Genomic DNA, 16,186 nt, shown 5'->3' with positions numbered 1-16,186 from the left:
ATTAGCTCTAGTCACCACCAAGATTTGCGGTGCATAACGAGAACACCGATAATACACCCTACGAAACTGTTCCTCGTTTCCTTTTCCCCAATTACAAATTCCGCTTGAACTGGGGCAAAGTACAAGCTCCGTCTAGTGTCTTTCCCCCCGCCCCCCGCCCCCTGCTCCCTTGCCTCTTTTGACTGCAAATGCTCAGGGCTTGATTTCTGCCGGGAGTATAGCAGCATATTCTTCAGGAGTAAGTGTTACATCCTTGACATTAATCTTTTTAGTGATGAATTTTTGCTTATAGAACAAGTCAGATATCTCTTGCTGTCCTGCTATAACCTTATCGGTAATCGGTCTGATGCCAAAACGCCGACGCTTGACTATTGTTTCTAAGGTTGGTAAATCAAGCTTGGTATCACGCCCGACAATTTCGGCAACTTCTCGCCTATTTGCTTTAGACCAATTGCCTAATTTGTAGACTTCTTCAAGGACAATTTTTATTAGCTCAGGGTTCTCTTTCACGAAGCTACGTGCAGCTATCCAATAGCCTCCTTGGGTTGAAAGTCCTTTAGCATTACGAAGAATCCGAACTTTTTCCGTTCTCTGAAATATAGCCAGGTGGGGGTCACTTAGCACAGCTGCATCAATGCTCTTACGCGATAATGCTGCACGAGTTTCTGGAGCTATCAGATTGAGATGTTTGACATCTTTTAGCTCTAGTCCTCCTTCTTGTAAAGCTTTAACCACAAAGTATTGACTAGCAGTAGCTCTTTGAAAGGCAATTCCCTTACCTTTTAAATCAGCTATAGTTTTGATGGGGGAGTCTTCCGGTACTACGATCGCCGAACCTTCACCACTACCCGGTATAGTATTAGCAAGAAGAACAAAGGGAATACCAGTTGCTTGGGCAAATATAGGTGGAGTTTCACCAACAGCACCGACATCCAAACTGCCGACATTTATTGCTTCTAAAAGCTGTGGCCCAGCTGTAAATTGCGCCCACTGGACTTGAATACCCAAGGGATTCAAGCGTTTCTCTAAAACTTGTCTACTTTTGGTGATATCCGCAGCAGTAAAATAGCCAATTCTTAATAATTTTGTCTTAATGCCGCTAGGAGCTGCAACTGCTGCCTTTTCTCGTGTATCTGGTGCTTTACAACTTACTAAAGTTGTGGAGAGAGTAAATATTCCAGCTACTAATAAAATTAGAAAGTTGCGTTTTCTAGATATTGCTACCATGATGTATTACCAATTTTCTGGGGTTTAAAATACAGGCTTTAATTAAAAAACTGATTTTGGAATGATGTAAAAGTTCAAGATGGGAAATTTTTTATTTTGCGGTTAGACTTTGTTTGCTAACTCTCTCATCTAAATAATCTACTGCAACCCGACCAAGTTACAGTAGATTGCAATTGCACGAACTCTACCACAAGCTAATTTAAAAATCAAGCAGCGAGGATGACGGTGCTATTGATGCAAGTGGTAAAAAAAAGAAACAATAGGTGTGATACTAGCGCGATCGCAGTTTACACCAGACTAGTCTGGAAGAAGCGATTAGCAGGGCGCGCCAGACCGAGATTTTCACGCAGCGTTGTACCCTCATACTCTTTGCGGAAAATCCCACGGCGTTGGAGTTCTGGCACAACCTTATCTACGAAATCGTTCAACCCTTCAGGAAGATAAGGGAACATGATGTTGAAACCGTCAGAGCCTTCCTCAAACAGCCACTTTTCCATCTCATCGGCGATGGTTTGGGGTGTGCCGACAAAAGCCAGTCCGCCATAACTGCCAACACGTTGCGCCAGTTGTCGAATCGTCAAATTCTCACGTTGCGCTAGGGATATTACTCTTTCTCGTGAAGAGTGACCAGCGTTAGTCGGTGGGATTTCTGGCAAGGGGCCGTCTGGATCAAAACCTGAAACGTCGTAGCCAAGCGCACTATTTAAGCTGGAAATTCCACTGTCATAATGTACGAGGCTATCTAAATAAACACGCTTTGCCTGTGCCTCGGCAACGGTTTCCCCCACAACGACTAAAGCACCTGGAAGGATTTTTATACTGTCTGGGTCACGTCCAATTGTCCGCGCCCGTCCCTTAATGTCTGCAAATAAAGCTTTGCCAGCTTCCAGATTACCCGCAGGTGCAAACACAGCCTCGGCGGTTTCGGCAGCTAATTGCCGTCCGGCTTCGGATGCGCCTGCCTGAACGATTACCGGCCAGCCTTGGACAGGTCTGGCGATGTTCAATGGCCCTCGCACCGAGAGATATTTTCCCTGATGATTCAGAACGTGAAGCTTTGCAGGGTCAAAATAAATCCCGGCTTCCACATCTCGAATAAACGCATCGTCAGCAAAGGAATCCCAAAGACCCGTGACAACATCATAAAATTCTCTAGCCCGCCGATAGCGTTCATCATGCTCTATCTCTTCTTCTAATCCAAAGTTGAGCGCTGCATCTGGATTGGCTGTGGTGACGATGTTCCAGCCAGCGCGACCGCCACTAATATGGTCGAGAGACGCGAAGCGGCGAGCGATGTGATAAGGCTGGTCATAGGTCGTGGAAGCGGTGGCTACCAGCCCGATGTGTTCGGTGACGCTGGCAAGGGCAGAAAGCAGGGTAAAAGGTTCAAAGGATGTGACAGTATGGCTGCGCTTGAGTGCGTTGATTGGCATATTCAGCACCGCTAAGTGGTCAGCCATAAAGAATGCGTCAAACTTGCCTTGCTCTAATTTCTGGATGAATCGTTTCAGTGCTGGAAAGTTAAAATTAGCGTCAGGCAAAGCCCCAGGATAGCGCCAAGCGCCTGTATGTATGCTTACCGGGCGCATAAAAGCACCTAGTTTTAATTGCTTCGATTTACTCATTAGCCCTCCGGATCGGGATTTAAAATACAGGTGCGATCGTCCCTTTGAAATAGTTATTGATATAGTCTTTCAATTTGCGATCGACAACCAATTGATTTAATTTTTGGATGTTGGAATCATTTGCTTTCGATTGTACAGTTGCTAAACCCACCGCATAATTTTTGTTAGCTATGCCAATCTCGTCTAACACAATGGGGTTTAGAGATACCTTTGCTTGCACAAGGAAGGATGCAGATATCACAGCTAAATCTAGATCGTCTAAGGCTCTAAAAATAGCGTAATTGTCTAACTCCTTAATTTGTAAATTGATGAAGTCGATGTGTTTCAGGTTAGGGTTTTGGCACTGATTTTGCCTTTTTACCTTTGTTTTCAAGATTATTTTTGATATTTAACTAATAATTGGCATAACACGTACTGAAGAACCTTTTTTAATACCCTCTAGGAAGTTGGGTAATTGATTGTTAACACGTCGGGATGAAACAGTAATGGCTTAATATTTGCAATAATCTCGATAAAGTTTGTGGCTCCTGCCATCTATTTTTGCACCTAGTATTAATATGCTGTAAATCGGTAGACTTATAGTAGTATACGATAAGATTTGCATAGGTGAGGATAAAAAACGCAATTCATCTCAACACTGAACCCGATCGGGTTCAGTGTGAGCCTTCTTGCTGTTTTAGGTAAATTTATATATATCAGGGTTTTCGTGAATTGAATTTATAAGTGGCATTAAAAAAGGAGGCAGTTACTAACCACCTCCTGACAAATTAAAGCTTGGATGGACTGAGAAATGCTTTCACAGCAGCCTAGAAACTTTGCTAGCTGCGGCTCAAAAACATAATCAAGACCACTCCCAGGATAATCGATCCACCGCCAAGGATGAATGACCAGAAGCGATGGTAACTGTTGACGATAGTGCCATTTTCGCTCTGGAGTTGAATTAAATCCATCCAAGGTGCAACACCTCGACGGAACCAACCCACAGCCCCAACTTGTTCGCCAATCAAGCTTTGGACTCGCTTCATCCCAAACAGGAAATTGCCGATAGGGCCAAAGCGTGAGGCGTAATGCAGATAAAGCATTCCGCTACGATCTTGAATTTTTAAATCGGAACCAAATTTATAACCAGCGTCGCCACGACCAATAAGTTGACCTTCAAGTTTTGCAGGTTGTCCGCGTAACGGACTGGCATAAGGGTCTGACATCAGGGTGAGAATATCGGTTTTTGGTGCTTGCTTGTAGTCGGGGAACATTACCAAAGCTTTGATGAGAATTCCAATCCCTAAGCCAATTAGTGGCGCACCCAATACTAAACCTGTGTTTTGCGAACTTGACAACAAAATCACACCCATTACTAAGCCAACGAAGAAACCAATTGTTTCAGCACCGTACAATACAACATCTAAAAAGAAGTTGCCGTAAAGCCTACTTTTATTAAGAGTTTTTCCTTCTCCAATAACTCGCCCCATATCAAACTCAGTCGGTAAACCCAATTGTTCGGCATAGTTGCTCAATGCACGAACTCGTTTCCCTGTCAAGGGATGAGTGGAATTTAACTCCATCCACCAGCCCCAAGGGTTAAACATATCCCACAGAAAGACGCGACCGATTTTTTGCGTATCGGATGCAATGCGGTAGGCGGTTCCTGTGGAAGCGGCGGCTTTATGGTCATATATACCCAAGGCGCGAGTTCCTTCAATTAAACGGCTGGGTTCTTGTGTGCGCGAACCTTCTTCTAAAATTCCATAAGCAATCTTCACCAAAGCGCGGGACAATCCATTGGGATTACCCGTACTTTCGGCTGCAAAGTGGTCAGCAAAATATTCTCGTGTGCGAGAGAGGTACAGCACTAGATAAGTACCGACGACATAAAACACGTAGGCAACTAGGGCAGCAGTTTGCATCGCATCTTTAATTTTGCTATCGCCACCACCACGCCCAAATCTTCTGGCTGTACTGTAAATCAAGTAACAAATTTGTACTAAGGTAGAAGCTACTGTCATCACTGCAAAATCCCAGTGGACGATGTGCCCCAATTCGTGAGCGTAGACGGTAGCAATTTCATCGTCATCGAGGTATGTGAAAAGTCCTTGACTGACGACTAAACGAGCGCTGTTTGGCAATGAGCCATAAGTAAAAGCTGTGGGATTTTGGTCATTAATAATTCCCAAACGCGGCGTTTTCAGCTTTTTCTGCTCGCAGACTTGGCGAATAACTTTAGCTGTCTCTGGACTGAGGGTTTCAACTTCTGCCAACTCTACCCAGCGAGTTTGGTAAAGCCAGCCTTGAGTTAAGTCCATGATGAATGGAGATATGAAAAAGGCGGCGATATTAAAAACTAGGGTAATACCAATTGCGATCGCTAATCCTTGGAGTGGATTATCGCTACCCAAAATAAATACTAAGCTCAAACCTAAAGCCAACACCATGCCAAACAGCAAGGTCATGGTGACACCAGAAGCTAACGCCAAACTACCACCCACTCCCCCCATCGCTAATTTCATCCCAGTCGTAGCAGCGCGACCAGCTTTTCGGCTAACGTTAGATGGTGTTTGGCCCAAGGATTGATTGGCTTGTTCTGCCCAACTGCGAACCTGGGGATTTTCACTCATGATTAACTTTTGACACAAGGCCTTGGCTTTTTCGGTTTCGCCTATGGCTTGATAAGCTTTCATCAGCCACATCTGTGCTGAAAGATAATCTGAGGAATTGTGTTCAGCGCAATCGCGGCAGAATTGTTCGAGTAATTCAGCCGCTTCTTGATAACGTTTTTGGTTTAAGGCATTTAATGCAGATTGCAATGACATAGGATCTCCCTACTAAAGGAGTGGTATTTGATCTATCAATACTCAATAGATCCAGCGATGTCACTGCAATTTCGTAAAAATTTAATTAATAACAGTATAAAATATTTACTTAAGTAAAAGACTAGAGAAACATATATTACTATGTCTCTCTAGCCTGGGGAACGCATAAATCATGTTTAAGACTTTCAAATAAAACCTGTAATAATACTTATAATATTTTTGCTGCGGTAAACTTACTACCTCTTTGTCCGTGTTGATATTTAGAAAATACATGTTTTCAACCCAGCCTTACTTCACCCAATCAGAGTAATTATTGATTACCCAAATGGTTCACCCGATTGGAGGAAGACGAATGATGAACATAACCTGAGATTGATAAGATGAGGAAAAAGTAAAGATTTGTACTATGACTATTTTTGATATTGCTTCTCCCCTAACTGCGATCGCCGGACAAACTCGCCAAGCTGCAAGTAAGCTAGCGATTCTCTCCACTGAGGCAAAAAATCAGGCACTTGAAGCGATCGCCCAAGCTTTAGAATTAGCTAGAGATGAAATTTTACAAGCAAATATTGCTGATTGTAAAGCTGCTAGCGCCGAAGGAATTTCCCAACCACTTTATAAGCGCTTGCAGTTGGATGAACATAAATTAAGAGATGCGATCGCTGGAGTACGAGATGTTGGTAAGCTAGCCGATCCAATTGGTAAAGTGCAGATTCACCGCGAACTTGACACTGGCTTAGTTCTGAAGCGTATCACCTGTTCTTTAGGTGTTTTGGGAATTATTTTTGAAGCACGTCCAGAAGCAGCGATTCAAATTGTTTCTTTAGCAATCAAATCTGGAAATGGTGTAATTCTTAAATGTGGAAAGGAAGCAGTACGTTCTTGTGAAGCGATAGTTAAAGCTATTAAACAAGGATTATCGCAAACTGCTGTTAATCCAGATGCGGTACAGTTGCTCACAACTAGAGAAGAAACTCTAGAACTTTTGAAATTAGATAAATATGTAGATTTAATTATTCCTAGAGGTTCTAATTCCTTTGTCAGATTTGTACAGGAAAATACTCGGATTCCGGTACTAGGTCACGCCGACGGAATTTGTCATCTTTATATAGATAAAGCCGCCGATATTTCTAAAGCAGTTCCGATTACCGTCGATGCTAAAGCACAATATCCTGCTGTTTGTAATGCAATTGAAACTTTGCTAGTTCACCAATCAATTGCTACAGAATTTTTACCAAAAGTTGCTAAGGCTTTGGAAGAACGCCATGTAGAATTAAGAGGCGATCGACGCACCTTGCAAATTTTACCTAACATCGTACCTGCAACAGAAATAGACTGGGAAACAGAATACAGCGATTTTATTTTATCGATAAAGATTGTAGACTCTATAGAAGATGCGATCGCTCATATTAACGAATATGGTTCTCGTCATACCGATGCCATTATCTCTGAAGATTCAGTATCTGTTAAAACTTTCTTTGGACTGGTAAATTCAGCAAATATATTTCACAATTGTTCTACCCGCTTTGCTGATGGCTTCCGCTATGGTTTCGGTGCAGAAGTAGGAATTAGTACGCAACAAATGCCTCCCCGCGGCCCCGTTGGTTTAGAAGGATTAGTTACATATAAATATCAAATGACTGGCGATGGTCATATTGTGGCTACTTACACCGGGGCGAATGCTAAAGCTTTTACTCATCAGGATTTAGTGTAAAAGATTCTCCAAATTATGGGCTTTAGTAACGCTAAAAATACACCGATTTATCCGGTGTATTTTTAGCGTTACTAGTTTATTTAAGTTATCAAAATTTTTAATTGAGACATGGCATCAATTATCATTTAAAAAAACTATCGTTTATGTGAGTTGTCAAACGTTTTAATTGGGCCATGCCATCGATCATCATTTAAGAAAACCTCTTTAAAGGCTCCATTAGTGTATTGACTAATTACTTTACCCCAAAAAGCTTGTGCGCCTAAGTTCAAAGCAGTCTGCCGTACTTCCCAACAGCCGGGAAACTGGTTGAAAATGTGAGTAGCTACCTGTTCACCAATACCCTGACTTCGATATTTCTTGAGGATAAAGAACTCAGCAATAGACATAGCATTGTTATCTTGATAAAGATAGGTGTGCTGATTAATAAGTATAAACCCTGCCAGTTTCTCGTCAACTTTAACTAGAAATGGATGTCGCTCAGGTTCTGTCCAATAGTAATCAAGATATTGATAACCAAACAAGCCGCAGCTATCTACATCTTTAGCTTCTATCTCACTCAGGTCATACTGGTATAGTTCCATTAAATTACACAGCACTGACTTCTGTTGTTGAGTAGCTTTTACCACTTCGATTTTCATAAAGCATCTACGATACTGAAACTAAAACATAATGAGCGCCAACGATTTGAACAATATCTCACATGCTAATTGGGAAGCACTGAAATCGATGTCAGATGTCGATGTTGATTATTCTGAATATTCCATTATTAAACGATGAGTTTTTCGAGAAGGCAATGTTGAGATTGCCAGCAACTGAAGCACAGAACTTAATTCACATTGATCCAGATATGATAGCTTGGTTTCAATTCCAGGGTGTCGAACACAAAACACTTATCAATTCTCTCTTGCGTCAACATATCAAATCTTTGAGACGAAGCGATCGCTTCAAGAATCTTGACTCGAAACGGTTAGTTGTAGAGTTAACATTAACCTATCAGGCCAGTTACAAAAAAATAGATTTGGCATGAGTAGCAAAATATCCAAAGTCGGTATTATTGGTGCGGGTAATGTGGGTGCAAATGTAGCAAATGCTTTAGTGCTACTCGGTAAATGTGTAACAGTCGTCCTTTTTGACCGAACTTTATCAAAAGCTGAGGGGCAAGCATGGGATATTGAAGACACCATTCCTTTACTTAAAGACATGGAAATTATAGCGTCAAATCAGTATGAAGATTTAGCTGATTCTGATGTGATTGTCGTGACTGTTGGGGTGCGGCAAAAAGAAGGACAAAGCCGATTAGATATATTGAACGATAATGCAGAGATCGTGCGTTCGACGATGAAAGAATTGGATCGAGTTGCACCGAATTCAATCGTACTTATCGTTAGCAATCCAGTGGATGTACTAACACGGATTGCGATCGCCAGTTCCACTAGAGCAGAAAACCTAATTTTCGGTTCGGGAACCGTTCTTGATACTGCTAGACTGAGATATCAACTTGGTAAGCGACTGAACGTTAGTAAACAAGACGTTCATGTTTATGTGATTGGAGAGCATGGAGACAGTGAATTTGTCGTTTGGTCTAATGCATTTATTGGGGGAATTTTGTTAGCTGAATTTCCCATACCACAAGGAGCAACGCTGGAAGAAATTCAGCAAGAGTACGCAGAGTTAACCCGTAAACGAGGTTATAACATTTCTAAACGTAAAGGAAATACTAGCTATGGCATATCAATAGTAGTTTGTCAGTTAGTTGATACCATCCTGCGAGATGAAAAGCAGATATTTCCAGTATCGGCCAGAGCAGATTTTAACTATGGAGTTGGCAATGAAGTTGTTCTTGGACTTCCATGTATCATTAGCTCCCAAGGTATTGAGCGCCAACTGGTGTTACCAAGAAATGCTCATGAACAACGCTTATTAGAAGAGTCAGCCGCCAAACTGAATGAAGCCTACAATTCTTTGGATAATTAAAATCAACTTAAATAGTCTGTTTAAAAACTTCCTTTTTTGAATGTCAAACTAACGCTTTCAGTAAAGCTTGAAGCTTAAGTTGCACCTCTGCAAACTCTTTGTGAGGATCGAAACCAGCCACGATACCAGCACCAGCATACAATCTTGCGCGATCGCTAGATTTAAAGGTAAAAATGCGATCGCTCAGATACGTTTACTACGTGTTTCATAGTACCTTAAACTACGGAATCCGCCCCAAATCGCACCTAGAATGATTCCAGCCTGAATAAAACACACCCGAACAAAAAATAACTCTAGCCCCATCATCGCTAGACTTAGGCCACTCAGATCAGGATTTGAATACCTTGGATCAGTGAGTTTCCATTTATACCATAACCACCCCAGACAAAAGCCAGCAATAGCACCTAGTAAAGCAACAATAAATGACCACAAGAACGTTAATAATGCATATTCAATTGAGTCTAAACGCCATGTAGCAACAAAAAGAAATATTGCTGCTGTAAATGCTGCAACTATTACTGTTAATAAAATTATAATTAACATTAATGTTAAATTTACTTACTATTAAAGTGAGAATTCCTTAATATTTTAGCAGCGAATTTTGGTAAACATCTTTAGCTGGCATACAAGATTAGTAATTAACTTTAAACTAATGCTTTCAATAACGCCTGAAGCTTCATCTGCACCTCTGCAAATTCCTTATCAGGATCGGAACCAGCCACGATACCAGCACCAGCATACAATCTGGCGCGATCGCTAGATTTAAAATTTATGTAACAGCAAAATCAGTATACTTTCTTACTTCAGTAGGTTGAAAGGCTAGAACGATACGATCTCTAGGAATGCCGACACTGACGAATTCGTTAGCAATACCATCTTCAGTACCATCTCTTTGAATCCAAATTTTATCGTTGATAATATCAACGTGGACAAGGCACCCATGTACTCGTTGTTTGTTTTCCCAGCCAAGTGTGAGTAGTAGGTAATGGTTTGCATTTTCATCAATAATTAGCTGTCTTTCTAGTTCTCCATGAGCGTAAGGAAGTTGGGCATATTCAGTTAATATTTTTTCAATTATTTGGCGATAATTATCTAAGGTATCCATTTTAGAATCACCTCTAGTTCTGAATCGAAGACGAGTAAACAAAGACGCTGATTTTCTATCAATATCTTACCAATTGGTTCTTGAAATAATTCTAAGTATGTTTGTTGACGAATAGCAAGATACAAGCGGCGGTCTGGTTATAAGCGACTGAGAATATCGTAGTATAAAATATATTGTCCCAGAGCCTTTTCTAAATCGGTTACTGGAGAAGCACCGATAAAGCTTTTAACTTCTACTGCTATTTTCTGTCCGCTTTTCTCTGCTGCTATTAGCTTTTGGGCACCTAAATCAATATATAAATCTCTTGCACCCCATCTTAAGATAAATGGATCGTTGGTAATATGCCAACTCTCTTTTTCAAGAGCGTTTCTAACAGAATTGTGGTAAATATCTTTAGCTGGCATACAAGATTAGTAATTAACTTTAAACTAATGCTTTCAGTAATGCCTGAAGCTTAAGCTGCACCTCTGCAAACTCCTTGTCAGGATCGGAGCCAGCCACAATACCAGCACCAGCATACAATCTGGCGCGATCGCCATCAATCAATGCTGAACGAATTCCCACAATAAACTCACAGTTACCCTGAGAATCTATCCAACCCAGAGGTGCAGCATATAAACCTCTCTCGAAGCTTTCATAACGACGAATTTCGGCACAAGCTACATCTTGTGCTGCACCTGCAACGGCTGGCGTAGGATGCAATTGTCCGACAATCTTTAATGGGTGTATGTCAGCGGGAACCATAGCACTGATTGGTGTCCATAAATGCTGGATATTCGATAATTGTCGCAATCGCGGTGCTAATATTTGCGGTAATAAACCTAACTGGGATAGGCGTTGTGTAATGAAATTAAGCACTAGGGAATGTTCATGCTTTTCTTTTTCACTATTTAGTAAGCGATTAGCATTAGCTGCATCTTCAGCAGGGGTTTTACCTCGTGGTGCAGAACCAGCTAAAGCATCAGTGATTAACTGTTGATTATTAATACTAATTAATCTTTCTGGACTTGCACCAATAAAATTTTGTCCTTTGCCATTACTTGTAGAAAAAATATAACAATTAGGATGGTTTTGTCTAAGATTATTTAATGATTTAACTAAGCTAAAGTTGTTGCTTGATTTTACATCTAATATATCTGCTAGGACAATTTTACTTAAATCGGTAGACCGAATTTTTTCCAAAACAGATACTACTGAACGTTTAAATTGGGCCGAATTTGTGACAGATTTTTTATATAAATTTGTAGGAAAATAATCAATATTAGCAGAGTAATTTTTAAAAGATTGGATAGATTCAATTTTATTTTGAATATTTATTAACAATCTTTCAATATTTACATTTGGATTGATAATTATATTTGTTACTAATATGCAACGCTGATTTTTTACGGCTACTTGCCAACGTGGAAGAAAAATGGTAGCAGATGGAAATGGATAATCTACTTGGGCGTTTTTATCAAAAAAGCTGAAATAGCAAAAAAAGTGAGGCCCAGAAAAAGGTTGGTTTGCGTTACCAAAATTAATTATATTTTTTAGACAAGATTTGATAAAATATTCTGCTTGATTAAAACGGTCTGAGCCATCAATCTGTAATTTTGCTATAGCATCAATTGCTGCGATCGCTTCTCCTTTACCTCTGTCCTCAAAGTAAAAATTTATTTCATTTGCTTGTGTAAGTTTATCTAATACAAGTAAAGGGTCAACTAAATCAATTTCTTGGGAAACACTGACAATTTGTCTGCAATTATTTTTGACGCACTTTTCTTGCACTGTTACCAGAAATTGATATAAATCTTTGTGCTTTACAAAGAAGTTGCTACGACATGGTAAAACTGTCATGGATTTAACGATAGTAAATTTTTTTTAAGTTAACTTCCTAAAGTGTAATTAATCGTGGTCGTATTTTTACAGGTAACATATTAAGTTGCTATTTCACCAGCGTAGGGTTTGCCTTATTTGTGGTGTTCTCAGACTATGATAAGACAGTTTCAGCCTGAGACTGCAACGTGAGGGTGAGTATTAACAACACCAGGTTAACAAGCCATAGTAAAAGTGACAGTTGTTTGTATATCACCCATATCTAGCGTCTCTTTAAACCATAAAATCTCAAGTGTGAGTAATATTCCGGTAATTTAATTAATCACAACTGATGACTACCAAGCAAATTTTATATCCCAACACTAAGTTATGGATGGCAGCGATTAAACCGCCAATGTATAGCGTTGCCATTATGCCCATTTGGGTGGGAACAGCAGTAGCATTTGCCGAAACTAAAACTTTCAATACTGTAGTATTTTCTACTTTTGTAGCTGCGGCAATCTTAATTCTTGCCTGGGAAAATATCAGTAATGATGTGTTTGATTCCGAAACAGGTATCGATCAAAACAAGCACCATTCTTTGGTGAATTTAACAGGCAATAAGCCATTAATATTTTGGATAGGAAATTTTTGTTTAGGTTTGGGGTTGCTGGACATACTAGCGATCGCCTTTTGGCAACATGACCTAACTGTTATCGGCATTATTTTACTATGCTGTGGTTTAGGCTACACGTACCAAGGCCCTCCCTTTCGCTTAGGATATCAGGGTTTAGGCGAGATTATTTGCTTTTTTGCCTTTGGCCCCTTAGCAGTGGAGGCAGCATATTATAGCCAAACGCAAACTTGGTCAATGACAAGTTTAGCAGCTTCAGTAATTGTCGGGATTGCCACAACCTTAATTTTGTTTTGCTCGCACTTTCACCAAGTTAAGGATGACATAGCCGCAGGCAAGCGATCGCCTATCGTCCGTCTCGGAACAGCAAAAGGGGCCAAACTCCTAGTTTGGTTCACTGCTAGCATTTATCCTCTCACCTTGCTATTTGTGCTATTGGGGATTTTTCCAGTTTGGACGTTACTAAGTTGGGTAAGTTTACCCTTTGCCTTCAAATTATGCCGCCACGTCCAAGAAAATCACAATCAGCCGGACAAAGTTAGTAACTGTAAATTCATTGCCGTAGCCGTGCATTTCTGGGCTTGCTTGCTGCTTGGACTGGGATTTATGCTTTAGCAATTATTAATTGATGCGTTATCAATTTAAATTTCGTCCATATCAGCGAAAGTTTTTGCGATCGCTTACCACCAATCACGGTAAGTGGGAGATTCGTGAAGGTATTATCCTCCGTCTCACCGATGAATCAGGTAAACTCGGCTGGGGAGAAATCGCCCCCATCAGTTGGTTTGGTTCCGAAACCCTAGAACAAGCCTTAGACTTTTGTCGCCAACTCCCAGAAGAAATCACAGACGAGATAATTTTCTCCATCCCAGATGAGTTACCTGCCTGTCAATTTGGCTTTGAGTCAGCCTACGAGATGAGGAGTTGGGAATCGGGAGTAGGCAATGTGAACTGGGGAAGTAAATTCTTTTCAATGCCCAATGCCCAATGCCCAATGCCCAATGCCCAATCTTTCAGTGCCTTATTACCATCTGGGAAAGCGGCTTTAAATCAATTGGAAACTCTATGGCAGCAAGGATATCGCACATTTAAGTGGAAAATTGGTGTGGATGCGATCGCTGATGAACTAGAAATTTTTGACTCACTAATACACACCTTACCAGCCTTTACCAAACTGCGATTAGATGCCAACGGTGGACTCAGTTATGAAGAAGCTAACTTATGGTTGCGGACTTGCGATAATCTCAAGGCAAATGCAGAAGTACCCATAGAAATTGAATTTATCGAACAACCGCTACCCGTAGAGCAATTTCAGCAGATGTTGGAATTGAGTACGAGTTATGAAACTGCGATCGCAATAGATGAATCCGTCGCCACACTTGGACAACTCGCCACCTGTCATCAGCAAGGTTGGCGAGGAATTTTTGTCATCAAGCCTGGGATCGTTGGATCGCCATCTCGTCTGAGAAAGTTTTGTCACCAGCATCAAATTGATACTGTATTTTCATCAGTGTTTGAAACTGCGATCGCTAGACTTGCAGCACTCAAGCTAGCAGCCGAATTATCCCAAAACAATAGGGCAATTGGTTTTGGCATCGACCATTTTTTTGAACAAGAAGAAACGTGGTTTCAAACTTTATGGAACGACCTTTAAACTGTCTTAATAAGCTAGCTCAAAATGATTGGCTAATCGGTTATGATAGCCATCAATTTAATCAAATAGCTCAAGAATTATATTTAGAACTAACACATATTTCAGAATGTGGAACACCACCAAAAATAATCTTAGCTGAACGCGAACCATTACGATTTTTAGCAAGTTTTATTGCTGCTTGTGCAGCTAATTGTCCAGTTTTCCTTTGTAACCCCGATTGGGGAACACAAGAATGGCAACAAGTCTTCGATCTAGTACAACCAGACATTATTTTGGGAATAAGGAATAGGGAATGGGGAATAGGGAATGGAAATAATTATCAATGCCCAATTCCCAATGCCCCATGCCCACTGATTATGATTCCCACAGGTGGTTCATCGGGGCAGATAAAATTTGCCATTCACACTTGGGAAACTCTCACAGCATCAGTACAAGGATTTACAGAATATTTTCAACTAAAACAAGTCAATTCTTTTTGCATGTTACCTCTATATCACGTGAGCGGTTTAATGCAATTTATGCGCTCTTTCACCACCGGAGGTAAACTGGCTATTCAACTATTTAAAGCCGTAGAATCCGGTCAAATATTAAATATTAAACAATCAGAATTTTTCATATCTTTAGTACCAACACAGTTACAACGTATTCTAGAAAATCCAGAATTAACTGAATGGTTATCCCAATTTAATACTGTACTTTTGGGAGGTGCGCCAGCATGGAACGAATTACTAGAAAAAGCCAGATTTCATCGCATCCGGTTAGCACCTACCTATGGCATGACAGAAACCGCCTCTCAAATTGTTACCCTTAAACCAGATGATTTTCTCGGCGGTAAAATTAGCAGTGGTCAAATTCTTCCCCATGCAAAAGTAACTATTCGCAATCAGCAAGGCGAGATTTTAAATTCTAATCAAATCGGAAATATTACCATTCATGCTCAATCTTTAGCCCTTGGTTACTATCTTAAAACTAGAGAAAATCAAACTGATTTCCAAGTAGATGATTTAGGTTTTTTAGACGAACAAGGTCATTTAAATATTGTTGGACGTAACAGCGATAAAATTATTACAGGTGGCGAAAATATTTATCCAGCAGAGATTGAATCAGCTATACAATCAACTCAAATGGTTGCCGATATCTGTGTCATTGGCATTCCAGATAAACACTGGGGACAAGCTTTAACAGCGATTTACATTCCCAAAAAATCAGATACCTCTGCCTTAAAAATCCAAACTCTACTCAAAGACAAACTCAGCAAATTTAAAATCCCTAAATATTGGATTCCCCAGCAAAACTTACCCCGTAACTCTCAAGGTAAGATTAACCACCAACAATTACAACAAATAGCCACAGAATTCCTCCAAAATCCCATCACATAATCTCTCTCGACCTTCTTCTCTCTGCGTCCTCTGCGTCTCTGCGGTTCGTCTCCAACCACTGAACTATCTCATCAGGTAATTCCTGTTTACTTCTACTACTTGCATCAATACAAACATGGCGAGTAATAGCCTTAGCAACTATCACTTCACCCACTGTTACTTCATAAGTAATTTCAAACTTATCAACACCTATTTTTTGGGGAATTAAACTAATCAGGGTTGAGTCGATGAGGGATATTATTCCCCGCACCTCTCAGTTAGATCCGTGCG

General features: G+C 40.5%; 14 protein-coding genes and 3 pseudogenes. 6 read left to right on the top strand and 11 right to left on the bottom strand.

Annotation, left to right across the window (positions count from 1 at the left end):
* Positions 1-192: 192 nt before the first annotated feature.
* The 4 genes from RMZ95_RS27170 to RMZ95_RS27155 all read right to left on the bottom strand — a co-directional run bounded on the left by RMZ95_RS27170 (position 193) and on the right by RMZ95_RS27155 (position 5,659).
* Positions 193-1,227, bottom strand: a complete 1,035-nt coding sequence (locus RMZ95_RS27170; RefSeq protein ID WP_322684680.1) for an aliphatic sulfonate ABC transporter substrate-binding protein — start codon at positions 1,225-1,227, stop codon at positions 193-195.
* Between the two features lie 287 nt (positions 1,228-1,514).
* On the bottom strand, positions 1,515-2,852 hold the full coding sequence (locus RMZ95_RS27165; RefSeq protein WP_322684679.1) for an LLM class flavin-dependent oxidoreductase: 1,338 nt from the start codon (positions 2,850-2,852) through the stop codon (positions 1,515-1,517).
* Between the two features lie 19 nt (positions 2,853-2,871).
* Entirely contained in the window at positions 2,872-3,225 is a 354-nt protein-coding gene (locus RMZ95_RS27160; RefSeq protein WP_322684678.1) for a MetQ/NlpA family ABC transporter substrate-binding protein, read from the bottom strand.
* A 445-nt stretch (positions 3,226-3,670) separates the two neighbouring features.
* A complete protein-coding gene (locus RMZ95_RS27155; RefSeq protein ID WP_322684677.1) occupies positions 3,671-5,659 on the bottom strand; it encodes a zinc metalloprotease HtpX in 1,989 nt (662 codons plus the stop codon).
* A 406-nt stretch (positions 5,660-6,065) separates the two neighbouring features.
* On the opposite strand from RMZ95_RS27155, the gene RMZ95_RS27150 reads away from it, so the two are divergent.
* Positions 6,066-7,373, top strand: coding sequence for a glutamate-5-semialdehyde dehydrogenase (locus tag RMZ95_RS27150; protein ID WP_322684676.1), 1,308 nt, complete (start codon positions 6,066-6,068; stop codon positions 7,371-7,373).
* Positions 7,374-7,507: 134 nt separating this feature from the next.
* Here RMZ95_RS27150 and RMZ95_RS27145 read toward each other — a convergent pair whose 3' ends face one another.
* Positions 7,508-8,011 (bottom strand): GNAT family N-acetyltransferase, encoded by a 504-nt coding sequence (locus RMZ95_RS27145; protein ID WP_322684675.1) that lies wholly within the window; start codon positions 8,009-8,011, stop codon positions 7,508-7,510.
* A gap of 95 nt (positions 8,012-8,106) precedes the next feature.
* Between RMZ95_RS27145 and RMZ95_RS27140 the strand changes: the two genes are divergently transcribed.
* Entirely contained in the window at positions 8,107-8,400 is a 294-nt protein-coding gene (locus RMZ95_RS27140) for a hypothetical protein (protein WP_322684674.1), read from the top strand.
* The gene (locus RMZ95_RS27135; RefSeq protein ID WP_322684673.1) at positions 8,397-9,347 is read left to right on the top strand and encodes an L-lactate dehydrogenase; all 951 of its coding nucleotides are present in this window, start codon (positions 8,397-8,399) and stop codon (positions 9,345-9,347) included. Before RMZ95_RS27140 ends, RMZ95_RS27135 begins: the two co-directional genes overlap by 4 nt.
* Positions 9,348-9,530: 183 nt before the next feature.
* On the opposite strand, the gene RMZ95_RS27130 is transcribed toward RMZ95_RS27135, so the two are convergent.
* From RMZ95_RS27130 to RMZ95_RS27110, 5 genes and pseudogenes are all read right to left on the bottom strand, one after another.
* On the bottom strand, positions 9,531-9,890 hold the full coding sequence (locus RMZ95_RS27130) for a hypothetical protein (RefSeq protein ID WP_409883918.1): 360 nt from the start codon (positions 9,888-9,890) through the stop codon (positions 9,531-9,533).
* Between the two features lie 101 nt (positions 9,891-9,991).
* Positions 9,992-10,102: pseudogene (locus tag RMZ95_RS27125) on the bottom strand (chorismate-binding protein); the annotation flags it as partial.
* 14 nt (positions 10,103-10,116) lie between these two features.
* On the bottom strand, positions 10,117-10,452 hold the full coding sequence (locus RMZ95_RS27120; RefSeq protein WP_322684672.1) for a XisI protein: 336 nt from the start codon (positions 10,450-10,452) through the stop codon (positions 10,117-10,119).
* Positions 10,440-10,856 (bottom strand): annotated as a pseudogene (locus tag RMZ95_RS27115) (element excision factor XisH family protein). The gene RMZ95_RS27120 and the pseudogene RMZ95_RS27115 overlap by 13 nt, the downstream one beginning before the upstream one ends.
* A gap of 19 nt (positions 10,857-10,875) precedes the next feature.
* A complete protein-coding gene (locus RMZ95_RS27110; RefSeq protein ID WP_322684671.1) occupies positions 10,876-12,291 on the bottom strand; it encodes an isochorismate synthase in 1,416 nt (471 codons plus the stop codon).
* A gap of 310 nt (positions 12,292-12,601) precedes the next feature.
* On the opposite strand from RMZ95_RS27110, the gene menA reads away from it, so the two are divergent.
* Genes menA through RMZ95_RS27095 form a run of 3 tightly spaced genes read left to right on the top strand, consistent with a single transcriptional unit; the run spans position 12,602 to position 15,916 of the window.
* Entirely contained in the window at positions 12,602-13,498 is an 897-nt protein-coding gene (gene menA / locus RMZ95_RS27105) for a 2-carboxy-1,4-naphthoquinone phytyltransferase (RefSeq protein ID WP_322684670.1), read from the top strand.
* Between the two features lie 13 nt (positions 13,499-13,511).
* A complete protein-coding gene (locus tag RMZ95_RS27100; protein WP_322684669.1) occupies positions 13,512-14,537 on the top strand; it encodes an o-succinylbenzoate synthase in 1,026 nt (341 codons plus the stop codon).
* Entirely contained in the window at positions 14,522-15,916 is a 1,395-nt protein-coding gene (locus RMZ95_RS27095) for a 2-succinylbenzoate--CoA ligase (protein WP_322684668.1), read from the top strand. The genes RMZ95_RS27100 and RMZ95_RS27095 overlap by 16 nt, the downstream gene beginning before the upstream one ends.
* On the opposite strand, the pseudogene RMZ95_RS27090 reads toward RMZ95_RS27095, so the two are convergent.
* A pseudogene (locus tag RMZ95_RS27090) lies at positions 15,909-16,142 on the bottom strand (1,4-dihydroxy-2-naphthoyl-CoA hydrolase); the annotation flags it as partial. The gene RMZ95_RS27095 and the pseudogene RMZ95_RS27090 overlap by 8 nt on opposite strands.
* Positions 16,143-16,186 lie beyond the last annotated feature (44 nt).

It is taken from the genome of Nostoc sp. DedQUE07 (assembly GCF_034530975.2).
In the GTDB taxonomy this organism is placed as follows: Bacteria; Cyanobacteriota; Cyanobacteriia; order Cyanobacteriales; family Nostocaceae; genus Nostoc.
The sequence above is the reverse complement of the archived record's forward strand: the minus strand, read 5'-3'. Positions and strand labels throughout refer to the sequence as shown.

What these genes read in the sequence shown, in the direction of transcription:
- menA (WP_322684670.1), top strand. Translation starts at nt 12,602, where the DNA reads ATGACTACCAAGCAAATTTTATATCCCAACACTAAGTTATGGATGGCA.
- RMZ95_RS27150 (WP_322684676.1), top strand. Translation starts at nt 6,066, where the DNA reads ATGACTATTTTTGATATTGCTTCTCCCCTAACTGCGATCGCCGGACAA.
- RMZ95_RS27095 (WP_322684668.1), top strand. Translation starts at nt 14,522, where the DNA reads ATGGAACGACCTTTAAACTGTCTTAATAAGCTAGCTCAAAATGATTGG.
- RMZ95_RS27135 (WP_322684673.1), top strand. Translation starts at nt 8,397, where the DNA reads ATGAGTAGCAAAATATCCAAAGTCGGTATTATTGGTGCGGGTAATGTG.
- RMZ95_RS27130 (WP_409883918.1), bottom strand. Translation starts at nt 9,890, where the DNA reads ATGTTAATTATAATTTTATTAACAGTAATAGTTGCAGCATTTACAGCA.
- RMZ95_RS27110 (WP_322684671.1), bottom strand. Translation starts at nt 12,291, where the DNA reads ATGACAGTTTTACCATGTCGTAGCAACTTCTTTGTAAAGCACAAAGAT.
- RMZ95_RS27100 (WP_322684669.1), top strand. Translation starts at nt 13,512, where the DNA reads ATGCGTTATCAATTTAAATTTCGTCCATATCAGCGAAAGTTTTTGCGA.
- RMZ95_RS27145 (WP_322684675.1), bottom strand. Translation starts at nt 8,011, where the DNA reads ATGAAAATCGAAGTGGTAAAAGCTACTCAACAACAGAAGTCAGTGCTG.
- RMZ95_RS27155 (WP_322684677.1), bottom strand. Translation starts at nt 5,659, where the DNA reads ATGTCATTGCAATCTGCATTAAATGCCTTAAACCAAAAACGTTATCAA.
- RMZ95_RS27165 (WP_322684679.1), bottom strand. Translation starts at nt 2,852, where the DNA reads ATGAGTAAATCGAAGCAATTAAAACTAGGTGCTTTTATGCGCCCGGTA.
- RMZ95_RS27170 (WP_322684680.1), bottom strand. Translation starts at nt 1,227, where the DNA reads ATGGTAGCAATATCTAGAAAACGCAACTTTCTAATTTTATTAGTAGCT.
- RMZ95_RS27140 (WP_322684674.1), top strand. Translation starts at nt 8,107, where the DNA reads ATGTCGATGTTGATTATTCTGAATATTCCATTATTAAACGATGAGTTT.
- RMZ95_RS27120 (WP_322684672.1), bottom strand. Translation starts at nt 10,452, where the DNA reads ATGGATACCTTAGATAATTATCGCCAAATAATTGAAAAAATATTAACT.